General features: G+C 70.4%; 16 protein-coding genes. 6 read left to right on the forward strand and 10 right to left on the reverse strand.

The genetic code is table 11. From position 1 onward, the window contains the following. Positions 1–6 precede the first annotated feature (6 nt). Positions 7–384 carry a PaaI family thioesterase gene (locus tag AC4BGC_RS09900; protein WP_490555413.1) on the reverse strand — a complete coding sequence of 126 codons (378 nt, stop codon included), beginning with the start codon at positions 382–384 and terminating at the stop codon, positions 7–9. A gap of 26 nt (positions 385–410) precedes the next feature. Beyond that, entirely contained in the window at positions 411–1,064 is a 654-nt protein-coding gene (locus tag AC4BGC_RS09905; protein WP_490555414.1) for a PaaI family thioesterase, read from the reverse strand. Between the two features lie 38 nt (positions 1,065–1,102). On the opposite strand from AC4BGC_RS09905, the gene AC4BGC_RS09910 reads away from it, so the two are divergent. Beyond that, positions 1,103–2,953 carry an FAD-dependent oxidoreductase gene (locus AC4BGC_RS09910; protein WP_490555415.1) on the forward strand — a complete coding sequence of 617 codons (1,851 nt, stop codon included), beginning with the start codon at positions 1,103–1,105 and terminating at the stop codon, positions 2,951–2,953. On the opposite strand, the gene AC4BGC_RS09915 is transcribed toward AC4BGC_RS09910, so the two are convergent. Further along, complete coding sequence (locus AC4BGC_RS09915; RefSeq protein ID WP_490555416.1) at positions 2,950–3,963, reverse strand: M48 family metallopeptidase; 1,014 nt, start codon at positions 3,961–3,963, stop codon at positions 2,950–2,952. The genes AC4BGC_RS09910 and AC4BGC_RS09915 overlap by 4 nt on opposite strands. 83 nt (positions 3,964–4,046) lie before the next feature. Then, complete coding sequence (locus AC4BGC_RS09920) at positions 4,047–4,655, reverse strand: TetR/AcrR family transcriptional regulator (protein ID WP_490555418.1); 609 nt, start codon at positions 4,653–4,655, stop codon at positions 4,047–4,049. A gap of 93 nt (positions 4,656–4,748) precedes the next feature. Here AC4BGC_RS09920 and AC4BGC_RS09925 point away from each other — a divergent pair, with 93 nt between their 5' ends. From AC4BGC_RS09925 to AC4BGC_RS09935, 3 genes are all read left to right on the forward strand, one after another. Beyond that, a complete protein-coding gene (locus AC4BGC_RS09925; RefSeq protein WP_490555419.1) occupies positions 4,749–6,890 on the forward strand; it encodes a hypothetical protein in 2,142 nt (713 codons plus the stop codon). A gap of 82 nt (positions 6,891–6,972) precedes the next feature. After that, positions 6,973–8,295: a Na+/H+ antiporter NhaA gene (gene nhaA / locus AC4BGC_RS09930; RefSeq protein ID WP_490555421.1), complete on the forward strand. Its 1,323-nt coding sequence runs from the start codon at positions 6,973–6,975 to the stop codon at positions 8,293–8,295. Between the two features lie 76 nt (positions 8,296–8,371). Next, positions 8,372–9,025, forward strand: a complete 654-nt coding sequence (locus AC4BGC_RS09935) for a DUF2238 domain-containing protein (RefSeq protein ID WP_490555422.1) — start codon at positions 8,372–8,374, stop codon at positions 9,023–9,025. Between the two features lie 10 nt (positions 9,026–9,035). Here AC4BGC_RS09935 and AC4BGC_RS09940 read toward each other — a convergent pair whose 3' ends face one another. Next, complete coding sequence (locus AC4BGC_RS09940) at positions 9,036–9,302, reverse strand: metal-sensitive transcriptional regulator (protein ID WP_490555424.1); 267 nt, start codon at positions 9,300–9,302, stop codon at positions 9,036–9,038. 128 nt (positions 9,303–9,430) lie between these two features. Here AC4BGC_RS09940 and AC4BGC_RS09945 point away from each other — a divergent pair, with 128 nt between their 5' ends. After that, positions 9,431–9,598, forward strand: coding sequence for a DUF8730 family Cys-rich protein (locus tag AC4BGC_RS09945; protein WP_490555425.1), 168 nt, complete (start codon positions 9,431–9,433; stop codon positions 9,596–9,598). A gap of 7 nt (positions 9,599–9,605) precedes the next feature. Here AC4BGC_RS09945 and AC4BGC_RS09950 read toward each other — a convergent pair whose 3' ends face one another. The 3 genes from AC4BGC_RS09950 to AC4BGC_RS09960 form a co-directional block, all read right to left on the reverse strand. Continuing rightward, positions 9,606–12,170 carry a cation-translocating P-type ATPase gene (locus AC4BGC_RS09950; protein WP_490555426.1) on the reverse strand — a complete coding sequence of 855 codons (2,565 nt, stop codon included), beginning with the start codon at positions 12,168–12,170 and terminating at the stop codon, positions 9,606–9,608. Between the two features lie 37 nt (positions 12,171–12,207). After that, positions 12,208–13,125 (reverse strand): universal stress protein, encoded by a 918-nt coding sequence (locus tag AC4BGC_RS09955; protein WP_490555427.1) that lies wholly within the window; start codon positions 13,123–13,125, stop codon positions 12,208–12,210. Between the two features lie 111 nt (positions 13,126–13,236). Beyond that, positions 13,237–13,923, reverse strand: coding sequence for a DUF2238 domain-containing protein (locus AC4BGC_RS09960; RefSeq protein ID WP_490543998.1), 687 nt, complete (start codon positions 13,921–13,923; stop codon positions 13,237–13,239). Positions 13,924–14,086: 163 nt separating this feature from the next. Here AC4BGC_RS09960 and AC4BGC_RS09965 point away from each other — a divergent pair, with 163 nt between their 5' ends. After that, positions 14,087–15,847, forward strand: a complete 1,761-nt coding sequence (locus AC4BGC_RS09965; protein ID WP_490555428.1) for a PKD domain-containing protein — start codon at positions 14,087–14,089, stop codon at positions 15,845–15,847. Positions 15,848–15,870: 23 nt separating this feature from the next. Here the strand turns inward: AC4BGC_RS09965 and AC4BGC_RS09970 are convergent, their stop codons facing one another. Then, positions 15,871–16,578, reverse strand: coding sequence for a GAF and ANTAR domain-containing protein (locus AC4BGC_RS09970; protein WP_490555430.1), 708 nt, complete (start codon positions 16,576–16,578; stop codon positions 15,871–15,873). A gap of 138 nt (positions 16,579–16,716) precedes the next feature. Beyond that, a complete protein-coding gene (locus AC4BGC_RS09975) occupies positions 16,717–17,421 on the reverse strand; it encodes a GAF domain-containing protein (RefSeq protein WP_490555431.1) in 705 nt (234 codons plus the stop codon). Positions 17,422–17,628 lie beyond the last annotated feature (207 nt).

Genomic DNA, 17,628 nt, shown 5'->3' on the forward strand with positions numbered 1-17,628 from the left:
CCTTGGTCACTTCTTCCCCACCAGGGCGAAGGTCGCCAGCGCGTGCACGAGCGGCTTCCCGTCCTGCTCCACGTCCGCCTCGCACACGGTGAGGCTGTCCCCCCGCTTGCTCACCTTCGCGGTCACCTCGAGGGTGCCGGGCTTGCCCGGTCGCAGGTAGGTGATCGTGAGCTGGCTGGTCGCCGGGAGCTCCTCGTCGATCGCACTGCGTACGGCGGCGCCCATGGTGGTGTCCACCAGCGTGGCGAGCATGCCGCCGTGCACGGTGCCGCCGGGATTGAGGTGCCGCTCGTCCACCTCGACCGAGAGGTGCGCGGTCCCGTCCTCCGCCTCGGGCGAGCGAGCGCCGACGAGCTCGATGAAACCGGGGTCGTTGTCCGTCATCGCTCGACCGTACCGTCTGCCGCGGCCTACACGCGTGCCCAGCGGGGCCGGATGAAGACTCCCTCGGCCTCCACGGTGACACCCTCCTCGTCGGCGAGGTGCCCGACCACGAAGGACTTCCACCCCTCGACACGGTCGACCCACGCCTCGGCGCGGAGGGGGACGTCGAGGCGGGTGCCGCGGCGGTAGCGGATCGACAGGGTCCCCGTCATCCGCGGCACCTGGTCGGCCCCCGCTGCGGCGCCGAACACGTGGTCCAGGACCAGCGCGGTGACTCCCCCGTGGACCAGCCTGGGTGGGCCCTCGTAGGCGGCTCCCAGGGTGAACTCACACCACGACCGACTCACGCCATCGCTCTCGATCGCCAGCGGCGGTGCGATCGCGTTGCGCAGCCCCATGATCGCGTTGCCCCAGTTGCGGCCGGTCCCGTTGCCGATGCGGACGCCGTACGAGTGCGGGGCCACCTTGCCCCGCAGAAGCTCGTTGGCCGCCTCGATGTGCTCCCGCGCCCGGCGGACGTCGTCGAGGCCGACCTCGCTGCGGATGCCGAGGTCCACGAGCTCGCGCAGGCTCTCGGTGAACGGCACCCGGACCTGCCGCTCCTCCTCGATCTCCTCGGGGCTGGCGTCGTCGAGCTCCCAGCCGTCCGGCAGCCGTGCCATCAGGTCGTCGTCCGCCATCTCAGCTCCACCCTCGAGGTCATGGGACGGGCACCATCGTGCATGTTGTTGACGCGTGTCAATTCTGGCCCTACGTTTCGCGACGCAGCCCCGCTGATGCCGGACGACCCGAGGAGCCCCCGATTCCCGACTCCACCCCCGATTCCGCCCTCGACTCCACCCCCGGGCACGACTACGACGTCCTGGTCATCGGCTCCGGCTTCGGCGGCAGCGTCACCGCGTTGCGGCTCACCGAGAAGGGCTACCGGGTCGGCGTGCTCGAGGCAGGACGCCGGTTCGCCGACCACGAGTTCGCACAGACGTCGTGGAAGACCCGCGACTACCTGTTCGCCCCCGCGCTGGGTCTGACGGGCATCCAGCGTCTCGACCTGCTCCGCAACATCCTGGTGATCAGCGGAGCAGGGGTCGGCGGCGGCTCCCTGGTCTACGGCAACACCCTCTATGAGCCGCCCCGAGCCTTCTACGACGACCCGCAGTGGCGCGACATCACCGACTGGGCCGACGAGCTGGCGCCGCACTACGACCAGGCCAAGCGGATGCTGGGTGTGGACGAGAACCCGCGGGTGACCCCGGCCGACGAGCTGATGCAGTCGGTGGCAGACGAGCTCGGCGTCTCGCGGACCTACCGTCAGACCCAGGTGGGCGTCCTGTTCGGCGAGAGCTTCGGAACCGGTCCCGGTGAGCGGGTGCCGGATCCCTACTTCGGTGGCGCCGGTCCCGACCGCAACGCCTGCCTGCACTGCGGCGAGTGCATGACCGGGTGCCGGCACAACGCCAAGAACACGATGCCGAAGAACTACCTCTATCTGGCCGAGGAAGCCGGGGCGGTGGTCCACCCGTTGACCACCGTGACCGATGTCCGGCCCCGGGACTCGGGCGGCTATGCGGTCGAGACCCATCGCACCGGGCGTACGACGCGCCGCGGCCGGCGTACCTTCACCGCCGAGCACGTCGTCTTCGCGGCCGCGGCGATGGGCACCCAGAAGCTGCTGCACAAGCTGCGCGACTCCGGCAGCCTCCGACGCATCTCACCCCGTCTCGGTGAGCTCTCCCGGACCAACTCCGAGGCGGTGCTCGGCGTGCGCGCCCGGGGGGACGACATCGACTACTCCGAGGGCGTGGCGATCACCTCCTCGATCCACCTCGACGAGTCAACCCATGTCGAGCCATGCCGCTACGGCCACGGCTCCAACACCATGGGCCTGATGATGGCCGTCCTCACCGACCCCGTGCCCGACCGCAGGCGGATGGCGGTCGCCCTCAAGGAGATGTGGGCGCGCCGAGCCGACCTGCGCCGGCTGCACGACCCACGACGCTGGTCGCAGCAGACGGTGGCGTTCCTGGTGATGCAGAGCGCCGACAACTCCCTGACGACCTACACCCGCAAGCGCCGGATCACCGGCAAGCGGAAGATGACCACCCGGCAGGGCATCGGCGAGCCCAACCCCACGTGGCTGCCCGAGGCCCACACCTTCGCTCGCAGCGCAGCGCGGCAGATGAACGGCATCGCGGGGGCGGGCTGGGCCGACATGTTCGACATCCCGACGACCGGGCACTTCATCGGCGGCTGCGCCATCGGCGAGACCTCCTCCACCGGCGTCGTTGACGCACACCACCGGCTGCACGGCTACGAGAACCTGCACGTCATCGACGGCTCCACCGTCTCGGCGAACCTCGGCGTGAACCCCTCTCTGACCATCACCGCGATGGCCGAGCGCGCGGTCTCGTTCTGGCCCAACCGCGGCGAGCCTGATCCGCGTCCTCCGCTCGGCGCGCCCTACGCCCGGGTGTCCCCGGTGGCTCCGCGCTCCCCCGCCGTGCCGGCGCACGCACCCGCGGCGCTCTGGCTGGGTGACATCGGTCGCCCAAGGAGTCGTGAGCTGCCTTAGGGCCGTCGGCGCAGGGTCTCGTCGAGCCAGCCCTTGAGGCTGCCCAGCGCTCCCGCGGTCTCGTGCACGAACCGGCCCAGGGCGTCCTGGGTACTGCGGAAGGACTCGGCATAGCTCTGGGCGGCCTCGCGCGCCGACTCGCTCATGCTGGCGCCGTCGTCCTCGGTGCGACGCGGGTAGGTGCCGCCGAGGATGCGGGTGTACTCCCCGCTCTCCACCCATCGCCGCAGCTCCCAGGCCCGGACGACGGCGAACGGGTGGGACTGGTTCTCCACGAGCATCAGCTTGAGCAGCGACTCCCGCAGGTCGCCGGCCTCGTCGTACTCGATGCCCTGGGCGAAGAACGACGTGGTGTCGAGGTCGTCGAGGTTGCCGCCGCTGGCCAGCTTCATGTGCACCCGGAACGCGACGCCGGGATCCTGGGTGGCCAGCACACCGGCCCGGTCGGCCGAGAGCTCGGCCTTGCGTGACCACTCCATCAGCGCGGCGACGATCACCCGGAAGCCGAGACCGCCGATCACGGTGGCGTTCACGACGCCGGTGAGCACGAGCAGCCGCTGCAGCAGGGTCTGGTAGACCGCGTGCCCGCTCGCGGCGTGACCGACCTCGTGCGCGATCACGAAGCGCAGCTCGTCCTCGTCGAGCAGGTTCACCAGCGCGCTGGTGAGCACGACGATCGGCTTGTTCATGCCGATCGTCATGGCGTTCAGGTTCGGGTCGGCCACGACGTACATCTCGGGCAGCTCGGCCACGTCCAGGGTCCTGCCCACGTCGGCCAGCAGCAGGTGCAGGCGCTGGAACTGCCGCTCATCGACCCGGATCCCTGACCCGAGGAACTGCAGGCGTACCGCCCGTTCGTTGAACATCCCCGAGAGCGCCTTGAGCACGGTGTCGAAGCCCTTGAGCTTGCGCAGCGCGACCAGTGCACCGCGGTCCGCGGGGTGCTCCCAGGCACGCGAGCTGATCTCGGGGAACAGGACGCGGGGGCGCACAGGCCTCGTCTCGGGCATGTCGCGCATCCTGCCACTGTGCCTGGCCCTGCGCGGGCGAACCGGCTCAGGCCTGCACGGAGGCCGAGGTCCCGCAGGGCTCCCTAGGGCCGGGTGATCGGAGCCTGGAGCATGCCCGCGATCGCGTCGCACAGGAACACGCCCACCTCGTGCCAGCGCGCAGGCTCTCCGGTGTCGGCCGCTTGCTCCTCGACCTGGGCGCACGCGGTGCTGACGACGTGGGTGGTCAGCCGGGCCCGGCCCTCGACGATCTGCGGGTCCAGGTGCGCGAGGCGCCTGACCACGGACCTCACCACGTCCGCCGCCACCGACTCGCGGTCACCACGCTCGCGCAGCAGCTGCGCGGTGGGGGGGTCGTGCAGGGCCTGGTCCAGGAACCGGGCCCGCCAGGTGGGGGTGGGCAGCTCGGCGAAGCTCGCCGTGAGCGGGATGATCAGCGCCCGGATGTCGCCGAGCAACGAGTCCGACTCCTCGAACATCCGCCGGTACTCCGGCTCGAGGGTCTGCCGGTGCCGCCCGATGAGCTCCATCAGCAGTCCCTCGCGACCGCCGAAGTAGTAGTGCACCGCGGAGTGGTTGCTGTTGCCCGCAGCCTCGGCCACCTGGCGGTCGGAGACCGTCGGGATCCCGTGCTCGGCGAAGAGCCGTTCGGCGGCGTCGAGGAGACTCTGCCGGCCGTCGTTGCGGGCCATCGCTCCCCTCTCGTGACGCCACCCGGTGGACTGTGACCCGGCTAACCCTAGTGCGATCCCGCCATTTTAAGTCATGTGACTTAGCCTCGACGAGTGACCTCGACTGCTTCGCTGACTCCTCCCACGGACCACTACTCGGTGAAGTACCCGCCTCCCCCGCCGGAGTCGCCGGCCGAGCGCAAGGGCCGTCTCGCTGCGCTGTTCGTGATGCCGTTCATCATCATCACGATGATGTACGCGACGTACATGGGCACGATGCACAACCCGCACCCGCGCGACCTGCCGGTGGCGGTGGTGGGCCAGGGCGCAGTGGCGGAACGGTTCGCCGCCGATCTGGAACGTGACTCCGACGGGGCCCTGGAGGTGCGGCTGGTCGTCGACGCCGCCGAGGCCGAGGACCTCGTCCACGACCAGGAGATCGCCGGCTCCATCGCGATCCCGGACAGCGCGGACGGCAAGGCGACCGTGCACCGCACCATGGCCGCGGGCGCGTCCCAGGCCACCGTGGTCGACAAGCTGCTCGGCCCCGCCGCAGCGGCGAACGGCTGGCAGGTGGAGACGGTCGACCCGGAGCCACTGCCCGAGGGTGACGGCTCCGGGACGATGGTGCTGTTCGCGGCGATGGGGATGATGCTCGCCGGCTACGTCCCGCTCAGCACCATGATGATGGGCACGCCGAACCTGCTGCGGGTGCGCAAGTTCTTCCCGATCGCGATCGGCTGGGGCGCACTCACCAGCTCGCTGATCTGGTTGATCCTGGGTCCGATCGTGGGCGCGGTCGAAGGCCACTACCCGCTGTTCCTCGGTGTCGGCACACTTGCCGTGGCCGCGGTGGGTGTCGCACAGCTGCTGCTCACCAAGGTGATGGGCCCGTTCGCCGTACTGCTCGGAATGCTGCTGTGGGTCATCTTCGGGATGCCGTCCTCCAACCTGGCGATGTCGATCCACTCCCAGCCCGGCTTCTTCCAGTGGCTGCACGGCGTGCTGCCGCTGCCTGCCGCCGGAGAGGCCCTGCGCTCGGCGGTGTACTTCGACGGCGAGGGGTTCTGGAAGCATGTCGCGACGCTCGCCGGGTTGCTGGTCGTGGCACTGCTGCTCGCGGTGGCCAAGGAGCGCAAGTCGGGCGACGTGGTGATCGCCGGCCCCGTCCACATCGGGCGCGATGCCCCGCTCGCCTCGCTCTCGGGCGGCCCGGTCGCGTCCTACCGTGCCCGCGTCATCGCGGCCGCACTGTTCCCACTCAGCATCCTGGTCTCCGTGGTCACCCTGATGGGGCTCTCGATGCACCAGCCGGAGGTCCGCGACATGCCGGTCGCGGTGGTGGCTCCCAACGCCCAGGCGGTGCAGTTCGCCGCCTCGGTCGAGCCCACCCTGGGCCAGTACGCCGACCTGCAGCTGAACTTCACCGCCGACGAGGCCGCCGACCGCATCCGCAGCCAGGACCTCGTGGCGGCGTACGTGCTGCCCACGAAGGCCGGGGAGAGCCCCACCCTGCTGACCGCCTCGGGTGGCGGCGCCAGCCAGCAGTCGGCCGTGACACAGATGTTCCAGGGGGTCGCCGCCGCGAGCGGCGCCGAGCTGGTGGTCGAGGACCTCGCACCGTTGAGCGACGACGACGTGAACAGCTCCAACAGCATGTACGTCGGGATGAGCTGGATCATGGCCGGCTTCCTGTTCTTCGCCGTCATGCGCGGGGGCGCTCCCGACCTGACCCGCACCCGTCAGCTGCTGCCGTTCGTGGCCGGGTGGTCGGTGGGCATCTCGGTGTGGCTGTGGTTCCTCTTCGACGTGATCATCGGGGCGGTCAACGGCAACGCCCTGCAGATGATCGGGTACGGCGCGTTCACCGTCTTCGCGATCGCCTGGGCCTCGGCGATCGTGATCCGCAGCCTCGGCCTAGGTGGGCTGATCCCGGTGATGGTGATGGTGATGCTCGCCGGCGTACCCGCCTCCGGAGGTGGGCTCTCGGTCTACATGGTTCCGGAGTTCTTCCGGCCCCTCGCCGACGTACTGCCGCTGCCTGCCGCGGTCGACATCGCCCGGTCCCTGACCTACTTCGACGGGATCGGTGTCGGGGGCGACCTCCTGGTCCTGGCGATCTGGGGTGCGGTCGGGCTGGTCGTGAATTTGCTGGTGGTGGATCGCTGGGTGAACAGGGCGACCGCCCGCCCCCACGCCCCCATGGGACCCCGGCACGGCCGGGCGAAGCCGGAGGAGGTCGAGGCGGCCGCCTGAACCTCGAATCGGGTCAGTAGGGTTGGACGCGGTGCGCCGGGAAGTCTGGTCGGCAACGAAGCCGGCGACCCCGAAGGACCCCATGACTGAACGCGCCCCAGACTCTCGACGACCAGGCCTCCTGTCCCGGGGGACCTGGTCGGAGACCTCGCGCATCACCGAGCTGTTGCGGCACGAGACGGTGGGCGGGGCGCTGTTGCTGGTGGCGACCGTGGTCGCTCTGGTCTGGGCCAACTCGGGGTGGGCCTCGAGCTACACCGCCCTCAAGGACTTCACCGTGGGTCCGGCGGCACTGCACCTCGACCTCAGCCTGGGCACCTGGGCCGCGGACGGGCTGCTGGCGATCTTCTTCTTCGTGGCTGGGCTCGAGGTCAAGCGCGAGTTCGTCGCCGGAGACCTCCGTGACCCCCGTCGCGCCGCCATCCCAGTGCTTGCCGCGGGCGGCGGCATGGCTGTCCCCGCGCTGGTGTACGTCGCGGTCAACCTCGCCGCTGGCTCGGGCAGCGAGGCGCTGGGCGGGTGGGCGATCCCGACCGCGACCGACATCGCCTTCGCCGTCGCCGTACTGGCCGTGATCAGCACGCACCTGCCGGCCGCGTTGCGGACGTTCCTGCTCACCCTGGCCGTGGTCGACGACCTGCTCGCGATCATGATCATCGCGCTGTTCTACACCCGCTCGCTGGAGCTGGTCTGGCTGCTGCTCTCCCTGGTCCCGATCGCCCTGTTCGGCTTCCTGGTCCAGCGGCGGGTCCGGTCCTGGTGGCTGCTGCTCCCCCTCGCCCTGGTCGCCTGGGCCCTCGTGCACGCGTCGGGTGTGCACGCCACCGTCGCCGGTGTGCTTCTCGCGCTCACCGTCCCGGTCGTCCGCAGCGACGCCGCGGGCGGCCCGGACGCGGGGCCCGGGATGGCCGAGCACTTCGAGCACCTGCTCCGTCCACTCTCCTCGGGCTTCGCGGTCCCGGTGTTCGCCCTGTTCGCGGCCGGGGTGACGGTGGGGGGTCTCGACGGCCTCGCGGACGCCTTCACCGACCCTGTCGCGCTCGGGATCGTCGCCGGCCTCGTGGTCGGCAAGATGCTCGGGATCTTCGGCTCGACGTACCTGATGGCGCGGTTCACCCACGCACGGCTCGACGACGACCTGGCTTGGGTGGACGTGCTCGGGGTCTCGATCCTCGCCGGCATCGGGTTCACCGTCTCGCTGCTGATCGGCGATCTCGCCTTCGGTGCCGGCAGCGCCACCGACGAGCACGTGAAGGTGGGGGTCCTGGCGGGCTCCCTGCTCGCAGCCCTGCTCGCCACGGTGGTGCTGCGTTCTCGCAACCGGGTCTACCGCCGGATCCAGGAGGACGAGGAACGCGACGACGACGCGGACGGCGTGCCAGACATCTACACCGAGAACTCGTGATGAGTCTCACGAGCATCACCAGCCCCAGGACTGCTGGTGCTCGAACCTGGCGAAGGGTGACATAGCGTTGCGTCCGATGAACGAGACCGAGGCGCTGCGCCACACGACTCCGCCGGTGGTGGCGGCACTCGACGTCACGGCCAAGATCGGGCTCGTGGTGCTGCTGGTGATCTCCCTGCTCTTCCCCGAGCTGGGCAACGTCGAGGACAAGGCCGCAGGGCTCCGCGCAGTCGCCTACCCGGCGCTGTCCTTCACCGTGCCCCTGATCTGGTGGGTGTTCTGGCGCGACCGGGCATCGTTCCCCTGGGTGGCGGACCTGATGGTGACCTCGACCTGCTTCACCGACACGCTCGGCAACAGGCTGGACCTGTACGACTCGGTGGTGTGGTTCGACGACCTGATGCACCTGGTGAACACGGGTCTGCTCACCGCCGCCGTCATCTTGTTGACGATGCGGCACAGCTCGACCCTGGCCGCAGTGGTGGAGCGGTCGCTGGCGTTCGGCGTCACCGCGGCTGTCGGGTGGGAGATTGCGGAGTACTTCGCCTTCATCAGCAAGTCCTCGGAGAAGCAGCACGCGTACGCCGACACCCTGGGTGACCTCACCCTGGGATCCATCGGGTCGTTGGTCGCGGGTGTGCTGGTGCACCGGCTGTGGCGACGTGGGCTGCTGATGTCCGCGGCACCCCAGCTGGAGACCACGCTGAGCTCGCGTCCCCTGGTCATCTAGCGACCCGCGGTCACGCCAGGGAGAGGAACAGCTTCTCCATCTTCTTCACGTCCAGGCTGTCCACACCGTCACCGCTGGTCAGGCACTGCTGGAGTCCGGTGGCGACGATGGCGAAGCCGGCACGGTCCAGGGCGCGGGAGACGGCGGCCAGCTGGGTGACCACGTCCTCGCACTCGCGGCCCTCCTCCAGCATCCGGAGCACGCCACCGAGCTGGCCCTGCGCGCGCTTGATGCGGTTGATGACCGCACCCATCTCTTCGGGATCGAGCTGCGGCATCTGCTGAGTCCTTCGGTAGTCCGGGGTGTGGCCTGTGCCGGCTTCGCGGCACGAGGAGAGAAAGATACCCCAGGGGGTGTTATCGTCGTTCGCACTATACCCCCCTAGGTATCCAGGAGGAGCTCTACATGTGTCGCCCGACCACCTGCAAGACCTGCAAGAAGACCACCTGGGCCGGCTGCGGCCAGCACGTCGCCCAGGTCAAGGCGTCGGTCCCGGCCGGCCAGTGGTGCGCCGGCCACCCGCGCGCGACGGCGTCCCAGGACAGCTGGCTGCGGCGGCTGCTCGGCCGCTGAGGCAGCCTCAGACGACAGCCCGCTTGTGGACGGCGTCCACCAGCAGCATCGCAATCGCCGCCAGCAGGCAGAACGCCCAGCCCAGCATCGAGGGCCAGGTGCCCCCGAGCAGGTCCGCCAGCCACGGGATCCCCACGAACGCCACGAGGAGGACCACCTCGACGAGCACCGCGTACAACAGTGGCGGGTTGCGCCGAGGGTCGATCCGCCAGGCGGGCCTCGTCTCGCTGCGGCAGGCGAACGCGTTGGCCATCTGAGCCACCGCGATCACCGCGAAGGCCGAGCCGGACGCCACCGCGAGCAGCGAGAAGGATGGCTCCTCCCCGTAGCTCCAGCCGCCCGTGACCAGGATGGTCAGGAAGGCGGCCATGGACACGGTCGCCTCCGTCGGCCCCAGCACCAGCAGCGCGCGCCGCAGCAGCCGCCCGTCGACCACGTCCCCGGTCCGTCGGGGGCCCTGCATGGTGTGGTCGTCGGCGGGCTCCACCCCCAGCGCCAGCGCCGGGAGCATGTCGGTGCCGATGTCCAGGGCCAGGACCTGGAGGACACCGATCGCCAGGGGGATGTCGTTCCCCGTGATCGCCCAGACAGCGAACGGGACCAGCTGGGCGACGTTGTCGGTGAGGTGGAAGGTCAGGAACCGCCGGATGTTCGCGAAGGTGCCGCGCCCCAGGGCGATCGCCATCGGGACGGAGGCGAAGCTGTCGTCGAGCAGGACGAGGTCGGCGGCCTGACGGGCCACGTCGCTGCCTGACCTCCCCATGGCGACGCCGACGTCGGCCTCGCGCAACGCAGCGGCATCGTTCACGCCGTCGCCGGTCATCGCCACCACGTGTCCCCGCGTGCGCAGCGCCCGCGCGATCCGCAGCTTGTCGGCCGGCGTCACCCGGGCCACCACGGCACCGTCCGGCACGTCGAGCAGCTCCGCGAGGGCCTCGTCGGTCCCCGGCAGGTCGGACCCGAGCACCACCACGCCCTGCGGCCCCAGCACACCGACCTGACGGCCGACCGCCTCTCCGGTCGCCGTGCTGTCCCCGGTGATCATCGCGACCCGGATCCCGGCCCCGTGGCAGGACGCGATCGCCGCCGGGACCTCCTCGCGGGGAGGGTCCTGGATGGCGATCAGCGCCAGCAGCGTCAGCGGCTCCTGGACCGCGGAGGCCAGCTCGGCCTCGGTACTGACGGGCTCGGCGGTCCCGGTACGGGCAACCGCGAGCACCCGCAGGCCCCGCCCGGACATCTCCGCCAGGCGCGACCACTCCTCGCTGTCGCTGGCGATGCCGGTGCAGCGGCCGAGGACGCCCTCGGGCGCTCCCATCACGTAGCCCGTTCCTCCCAGCGCCGCAGCGCTCGCCATGGTCGTGGAGGTGAAGGGCAGGCGTGCACTCGACGCGGGCCGGTCCTGGGGCGCGAGGCCCAGCCGCCGGGCGAACGTGTCCAGCGCGGCATCCATCGGGTCGCCCTCGGCGGTCCAGCTGCCCTCGCGCAGGACGCTGCCTCCGGTGATGCACCCGGTGGCTCCCGCGGCCGCCGTGGCCGCGGCGGCGACCGCGTCGCCCTCGCCCCGTACCTCCCCCTGCGGGTCGTAGCCCACGCCACTGACCTGGAAGGGACCTGCAGGGGTCCACCCCTCCACCACGTCCATCTCGTTGCGCGTCAGCGTGCCGGTCTTGTCGGTGCAGATGAAGGTGGTGGCGCCCAGCGTCTCGACCGCGTCGAGCCGCCTCACCAGGGCGTTGACGCGGGCCATGCGCTGTGCGCCGCGGGCCAGCGAGAGCGTGACCGTCGGCAACAGGCCCTCAGGCACCAGGGCCACCATCACCCCTACCCCGAGCAGCAGTGCGGCCGTGATGCTCGAGTCCAGGGCCAGTGCCGTGGCACTGAGCACCATCCCGACCGACACTGCCACGACGGCGACGACCAGGACGAGCCTGTGCAGCTGCACGTTGAGCGGGCTCGGTGGACGGCTCGCCTGCGTGGTCAGTGCAGAGATGCCGGCCAGCCGGGTGTGGGTGCCGGTCGCGACCACGACGCCCGTGGCATCCCCCTGCACGGCGAAGGTCCCGGTGAACACCTCCTCGCCCACACTGCGCGGGACGGGGACGCTCTCCCCGGTCAGCATCGACTCGTCCAGGGTGAGGTCGTGCGCCTCCAGGAGGCGCAGGTCCGCGCCCACACGGTCGCCCGCCTCGAGGATGACCACGTCACCGCGGACCAGCTCTGCGACCTCGACCGTGGTCTCCTCACCGTCGCGCCGCACCCGCGCGGACGCCGGGACCATCGAGCCCAGCTCAGCGGCCGCGGTGTCGGCCTTGCGCTCCTGGGCGAAGGCGAAGACACCGTTCAGGAGCACGATCACCACGATCGCCACCGCGAGCGAGGCCATCCCGGCCACCAGGGCGAGGGCAGCCGCGACCCACAGCATGAGTGCGAAGAAGTGGGTCAGCTGGGCCAGCAGCTGTCGCCAGGCGGGGGTGCCACGCGGCGCAGGCACCTCGTTGGTCCCGTCGCGGTTGCGGCGGGCCGTCACCTCGGCCGTCGTCAGGCCGGCCGGGGCGAGTGGCTGGGTCACCCGGTCGGCCACCGAGCGACGGCTACGACCGGGACAGTCACTTCTCCACGTGCCCGTCCCGCTCCAGGACCAGGCCCTCCAGGTCCACGGGCACGTCGGCGGGCGGGACCACCTGGACCGGACACGGCGCCGCCCGCAGCAGCGCGCGCCCCGTCCCACCCAGATGACCGACCGGGACTCCCCGGTGGCGCCGTGCCAGCATCAGCAGGTCGGCCTCGGCACACGCGGCCTGCAGCGCCCGGGCCGGCTGGCCGTGGACCACGCGGACCTCGACCGGCGTGGTGGGGAACTCCTCGCGCAGCTCCTCGAGGCTGTGCTGGACCATCTCCTCCGCACGTCGCCTCCACTCGTCCTGCTCCACGCGACCGGAGACGAGGTCGTCGTACTCCCCCGGCAGCTCCCACGCGTGCACCAGCACGAGCCCGGCGTCCCGTTCGTCGGCGACCTCCAGTGCACGGCGGATCAGCTCGGGCGAGTGCTGGGTCGACTTCACCCCCGCCACGACGCGGTGGCGCTCCTCCCCCGGGACCCAGGTGGCCGGCACCGCCACCACCGGGGCCGTGGCCCGGGAGGCGACGCCGGTCAGCGTGGAGCCGGTCAGCAGCCTCTCCAGTGCTGGTCGCTGCCCGGCGCCCAGGACGACGAGTCGCGCGTGCTCGGCGAGCTCGAGCAGGGTGGAGACCCGGGTGCCGTGGTGCAGGGAGGTGGCGACGCGGTCAGGGCCCAGCAACGACCGCGCCCGCTCCGTGGCCGCAGCCAGGATCCGGTGGCCCATCTCGTCGAGTTCTGCGGCCGACACCCCACGGATGGGTGCGAGCGGCAGGTGCCGGGGGACGACGTGCACCAGCTCGAGCGTGGCTCCCTGGCGCTGGGCCTCCTGGGCGGCGTACTGGATGGCTGCGGTGACCGGTTCGGAACCGTCCACACCCACCAGGACGGGGTCGCGATCCGACATCGCGGGATCCTCTCACCGGGTTCCTCCCATGCTGGCGCGCGGGAACTCAGGTCAGCAGGGTCCACGGGCACGCCGATTCAGGACCTTCTTCCCTCCCGTCCCCCCGGGGCTCTACCAGCGCGCCTTGAGGGACTCCGAGGACATCGCGGCTCGGGCGGACGGCGTCGTCACGGAGCGCGGGAGCGATCGTGACGCCAGACGCCCGGACATGTGCGTTCTCCAGAACGCGTGCACCAGCAGGGCCGCGAGCAGGGTGCCGAACCACCCCATCACCAGGTCGCCGAGGGTGTCGGCGTACGCCATGGGCAGCTCCGAGGACCGGGTGAGGAAGGAGAAGTACTCGAACACCTCCCACCCCAGGGCCGCCGTCATGCCGAGCGCGACCGAGCGCTCCACGACCGGTCCGAGGCGGGTGGTGCCGTGCATGGTCAGCACCACGAGGGCCGCCGAGACGCAGGTGACGTTGCTCAGGTGCATCCAGTCGTCGAACCACACGACCCGGTCGTACAGGTCCAACCGGTTCCCCAGGATGTCGCTGAACCCCAGGTAGGTCAGCAACAGGTCCGAGAGCCACGGGTAGGGCTTGCGGGGACGACGGAGCAGCCACCACGCCGGGATCGCGAAGGCGACCAGCGGATAGGTCAGCGCACGGGCGGTGGGCGCCTTCCCGTCCAGGTGTCCCCAGGTGGGATCGATTAGCACGAGCACCAGGAACCACAGCAGCACCAGCTTCAGCGCCGCATCGGCCCCGGCGATCAGTGGTGCACGGACGAACCGGTCGTGCTCACCGTTGGCCATGCTTCGAGCCTAGGAGTCACTCCCCCAGCCGGATCTGTCTCACGTTGTGACCCTCCCGGGTGGAACGCTCTAGACCACCCGGAACCCGGCATGGGATGACGCGGACACAAATGGGAATGTTCTTCCTGTCCGGGGGGGGTTAACCCTGGAGGAGAACAAAGAGATGAAGCGTCACATCGGTGTGGTCGCTGCGCTGCTCGTCATCGCTGCACCCGTCGTCGGATCCATGAACAACGACCAGAGCGTCGCTGCGGCGACGCCCAACCAGGCGCCCGTGGCCGACCTGGTGCTCAACCCCCCGAAAGGCGCGGCACCCCTGACCGTGGTCGCGGACGGGTCCGGCTCGAGCGACGACAAGGAGATCACCGCCTACGGCGTCTCCTGGGGCGACGGCAGCCGGACTCCCCCGGAGCCGCCATCGACGGCCTCACACGTCTACAGCAAACCCGGCACCTACACCGTCAAGCTCACCGTGCGCGACGCCGAGGGCCGACCGGCCAGCACCCAGAAGACCGTCGAGGTGGTCGCCGCGGCACCGGGTCCGGACCGCCCGCCGGTCGCCGACCTGACCGTGACCAAGGGCGGCGCCGGCGACGTCGTGGTCGACGCAGGGTCCTCGGTCGACGACCGGCGCATCACCAGCTACCAGTTCAGCTTCGGTGACGGCAGCCGCACCCTCTCCCAACCGGCCTCCACCGTGCGCCACCACTTCAAGAAGTCAGGCACCTACGAGATGAGGGTGACCGTCACCGACACCGCGGGGGCCACCGACACGACCACGAGCACACTTGCCGTGACAGCCGCGGCCGAGCCGACCGCCCCGACGAAGTCCACGGTGGTCTCGTTCACTTTCGACGACACGTTCTCCAACCAGGTCCCGGCGGCGGACGTGCTGAAGGCGCGAGGCATGAAGGGCACGTTCTACATCAACAGCCCCCGGATCGGCACCTCGTCGTCGTACATGAGCCGGGCGCAGGTCGATGCCCTCAAGACCTGGCACGAGGTCGGTGGACACACCCTCACGCACGCCGATCTCCCGACGGTGACCACGGCCGAGGCCACCCGGCAGATCTGCGACGACCGGACGGGGCTGGGAGGCGGCGTCCCCAGCTTCGCCTATCCCTTCGGTTCGACCAACGCGACCGTGAAGGGCATCACCAAGAACTGCGGCTACGACAGCGCCCGGGGTGTCGGGAGCCTGCGCTCACCCGGCTATGGCTGCCTCTCCTGCGCCACCGCGGAGACCATCCCGCCCGCCGATCCCTACCAGGTGCGGACCAACAAGTCCGTGCAGTCCGACACCACGCTGGAGATGCTGAAGACCTACGTGACCCAGGCCGAGAACGACAAGGGCGGTTGGGTGCCCCTGGTCTTCCACAGCATCTGCTCCGGCTGCGCGGCGAACTCGATCGACCTCGGGACCTTCACCGCGTTCGTGGACTGGCTGGCCACCCGGCCCGCGTCCACCCAGGTCAAGACCGTCGGCGCAGTCATGGCTCGTACGTCGACACCGACACCCCCCCCGACTCCCACGCCGACACCCACCCCGACTCCGACTCCTACACCCACCCCAACACCCACCCCAACACCCACCCCGACACCCACCCCCACTCCGACAGCGACGCCCACGACGGCTCCCAAGGCGGTCAGGATCGGCACCCAGACCCGGAACATCACCGGCACCAACGTGTACCGGTCGACCGACGCCCTGATCCGCTACACGCCGGCGTACGGCGCCAGCACCAGGACGAACGAGTACGGCTACGAGGCCGCGGTGGTCGACGGCAAGGTGACGCAGGTGGCCAACCAGATCGGCAACCTGCCGATCCCGGCCAACGGCTACGTCCTGTCCGGGCACGGCGCCAGCAGGATCTGGCTGACCTCCTACGCCAAGCTCGGAGCCAGCGTGACGCTCACCTACTGATCAGGTGGCGGCGGCCCGGCCGACTACTTCTTGGAGTCGGGCCGCTGCACCTGCGCCACGTGGTGCTTGATCATCATGGCCGCGATGTCGCGAACCTTCGTGTTCGAGTGCGAGGAGGTGCGCACCAGGAAGCCGAACGCGGCGTCGGGATCGAGCTGGTACCTCGCCATCAGCAGCCCCACGGCCTGGCTGATCACCTCGCGGGTGCGCAGCGCCTCGGTCAGGTTGTCGATGATCCTGACCTTGCCGAGCGCCAGAGCGGCGTGCGTCGCGAACAGGTCAGCGATTCCCGGCGCCTGGGGGTCGATGTCCTCCGACTGCGTCGAGTACATGTTCAGGCCACCGACGGTGCCCTGGTCGTCGACGTACAGCCTGACGGCCAGCTGGGCCTTGAGGCCGAGCTCGACCGCGGCCCCGACGTAGCGGGGCCAGCGAGGGTCCTCGCTGATCCGGGGAGCCTCGACCACCTCCGCTTCCAGGAGGCCCTGCAGGCACGGTCCCTCGTTCAGGGAGTACTGCAGCTCGTCGAGCGTCCAGACCAGCTCGCTGGTGGCGGCCCGGGTCTGCGGGGCGCCGTGCTCGTCGATCACCGACACCCCGACGTGGTCGATCCCCGGGATCGACAGCAGGGCTGTCTCGGCGATGTTCTGCAACGTCTCTTCGGGGGTGCCTGCCTGGCCGATCGAGCGCGCGGCGTGCGTGAGGGCGGCGCTCAGAGTTCTGTCGTCCACGTTGTCCACTCTGCTATCCGAACTGGATGAAGGGGCACAGAGAGGGTGTCGAGTCACTGACGCTGCATACCCTCCACAGAGGCCACTTGTCGGACCTGCTGGGGCTTGCTGAGAGTACACCTCCGGGCTGTGCCGGGGTCAGGAATCTGCCGTGGGATCCGCGTCCACGATGAACCTGGCGACGTCGGACTCCCGCACCCCTGCGTGGGTCGCGGAGTCCCGGATCCGAGCCGCAGCCGTGGCGGTGTCGACCCGCTGACGAGCCGCGACGAACCCGATGGCGGCGGCCATGGACGCCTGCTCGCGCAAGCGCGCCGGAGCAGCGGCCGCACGCAACCGGCTGGTGAAGGACAGGTCGGCGTTGGTCACGACTCCCTTCGCCCAGGCACCGCACGCCTCGGCGAGCTCCTCGTGGTGGCCGTCGAAGGCGTGGGCCTGCGAGGCGTAGAGACTCACCCCGGCAACGACCTTCTCGCCCTCCATGATCGGTAGCGACAGGGTGGTCGTGACGCCTGCCGGCTCCTCGGCTCGGGCGTAGAGCTGCCAGCTGGTCTCGTCGATCGGCGACGGCGCATCTTCCTGCGGCGCGTCCGTCCGCGCGGCCTGCACGCGGGAGCCGTCCTCGAGGTACTGCACCGCGTCGAGGGCAGCGTCCTCCGCGCTCTCGGCCACGAAGGTGAAGGTGAGCTCGTCCTCGACGAGCCCCACGCTGAGGGCGAAGCACTCCGGCACGATCTCCCGCACCCGCCGGCCGACCTCGGCGATCGAGGTGCCCATCTGCCGGTCCGGGTCGCAGGAGGACAACCAGTCCAACGCCACCCGCGTCTCCGCAACGGGCTGCATCGCATCATCGCTGTGCGACTCGCTGGGCGCCATAACACTTCCGGTACCCCGAACCCATCGGCAGCAAGCGGGCGGGAGGTGGCGCTTCGGTGCGTCCACGCCGGTCGGCGATCGTCCCGGGGTGAGTAGCGGACCGGTGGCCCTGCCGGACTTCCGCGTTACGATGGCGTGGCCCTCAGCGACTCAACACCGGTCGCCGCGGTGCGC

The sequence above is a fragment of the Nocardioides sp. Z38_18 genome, assembly GCF_058215695.1.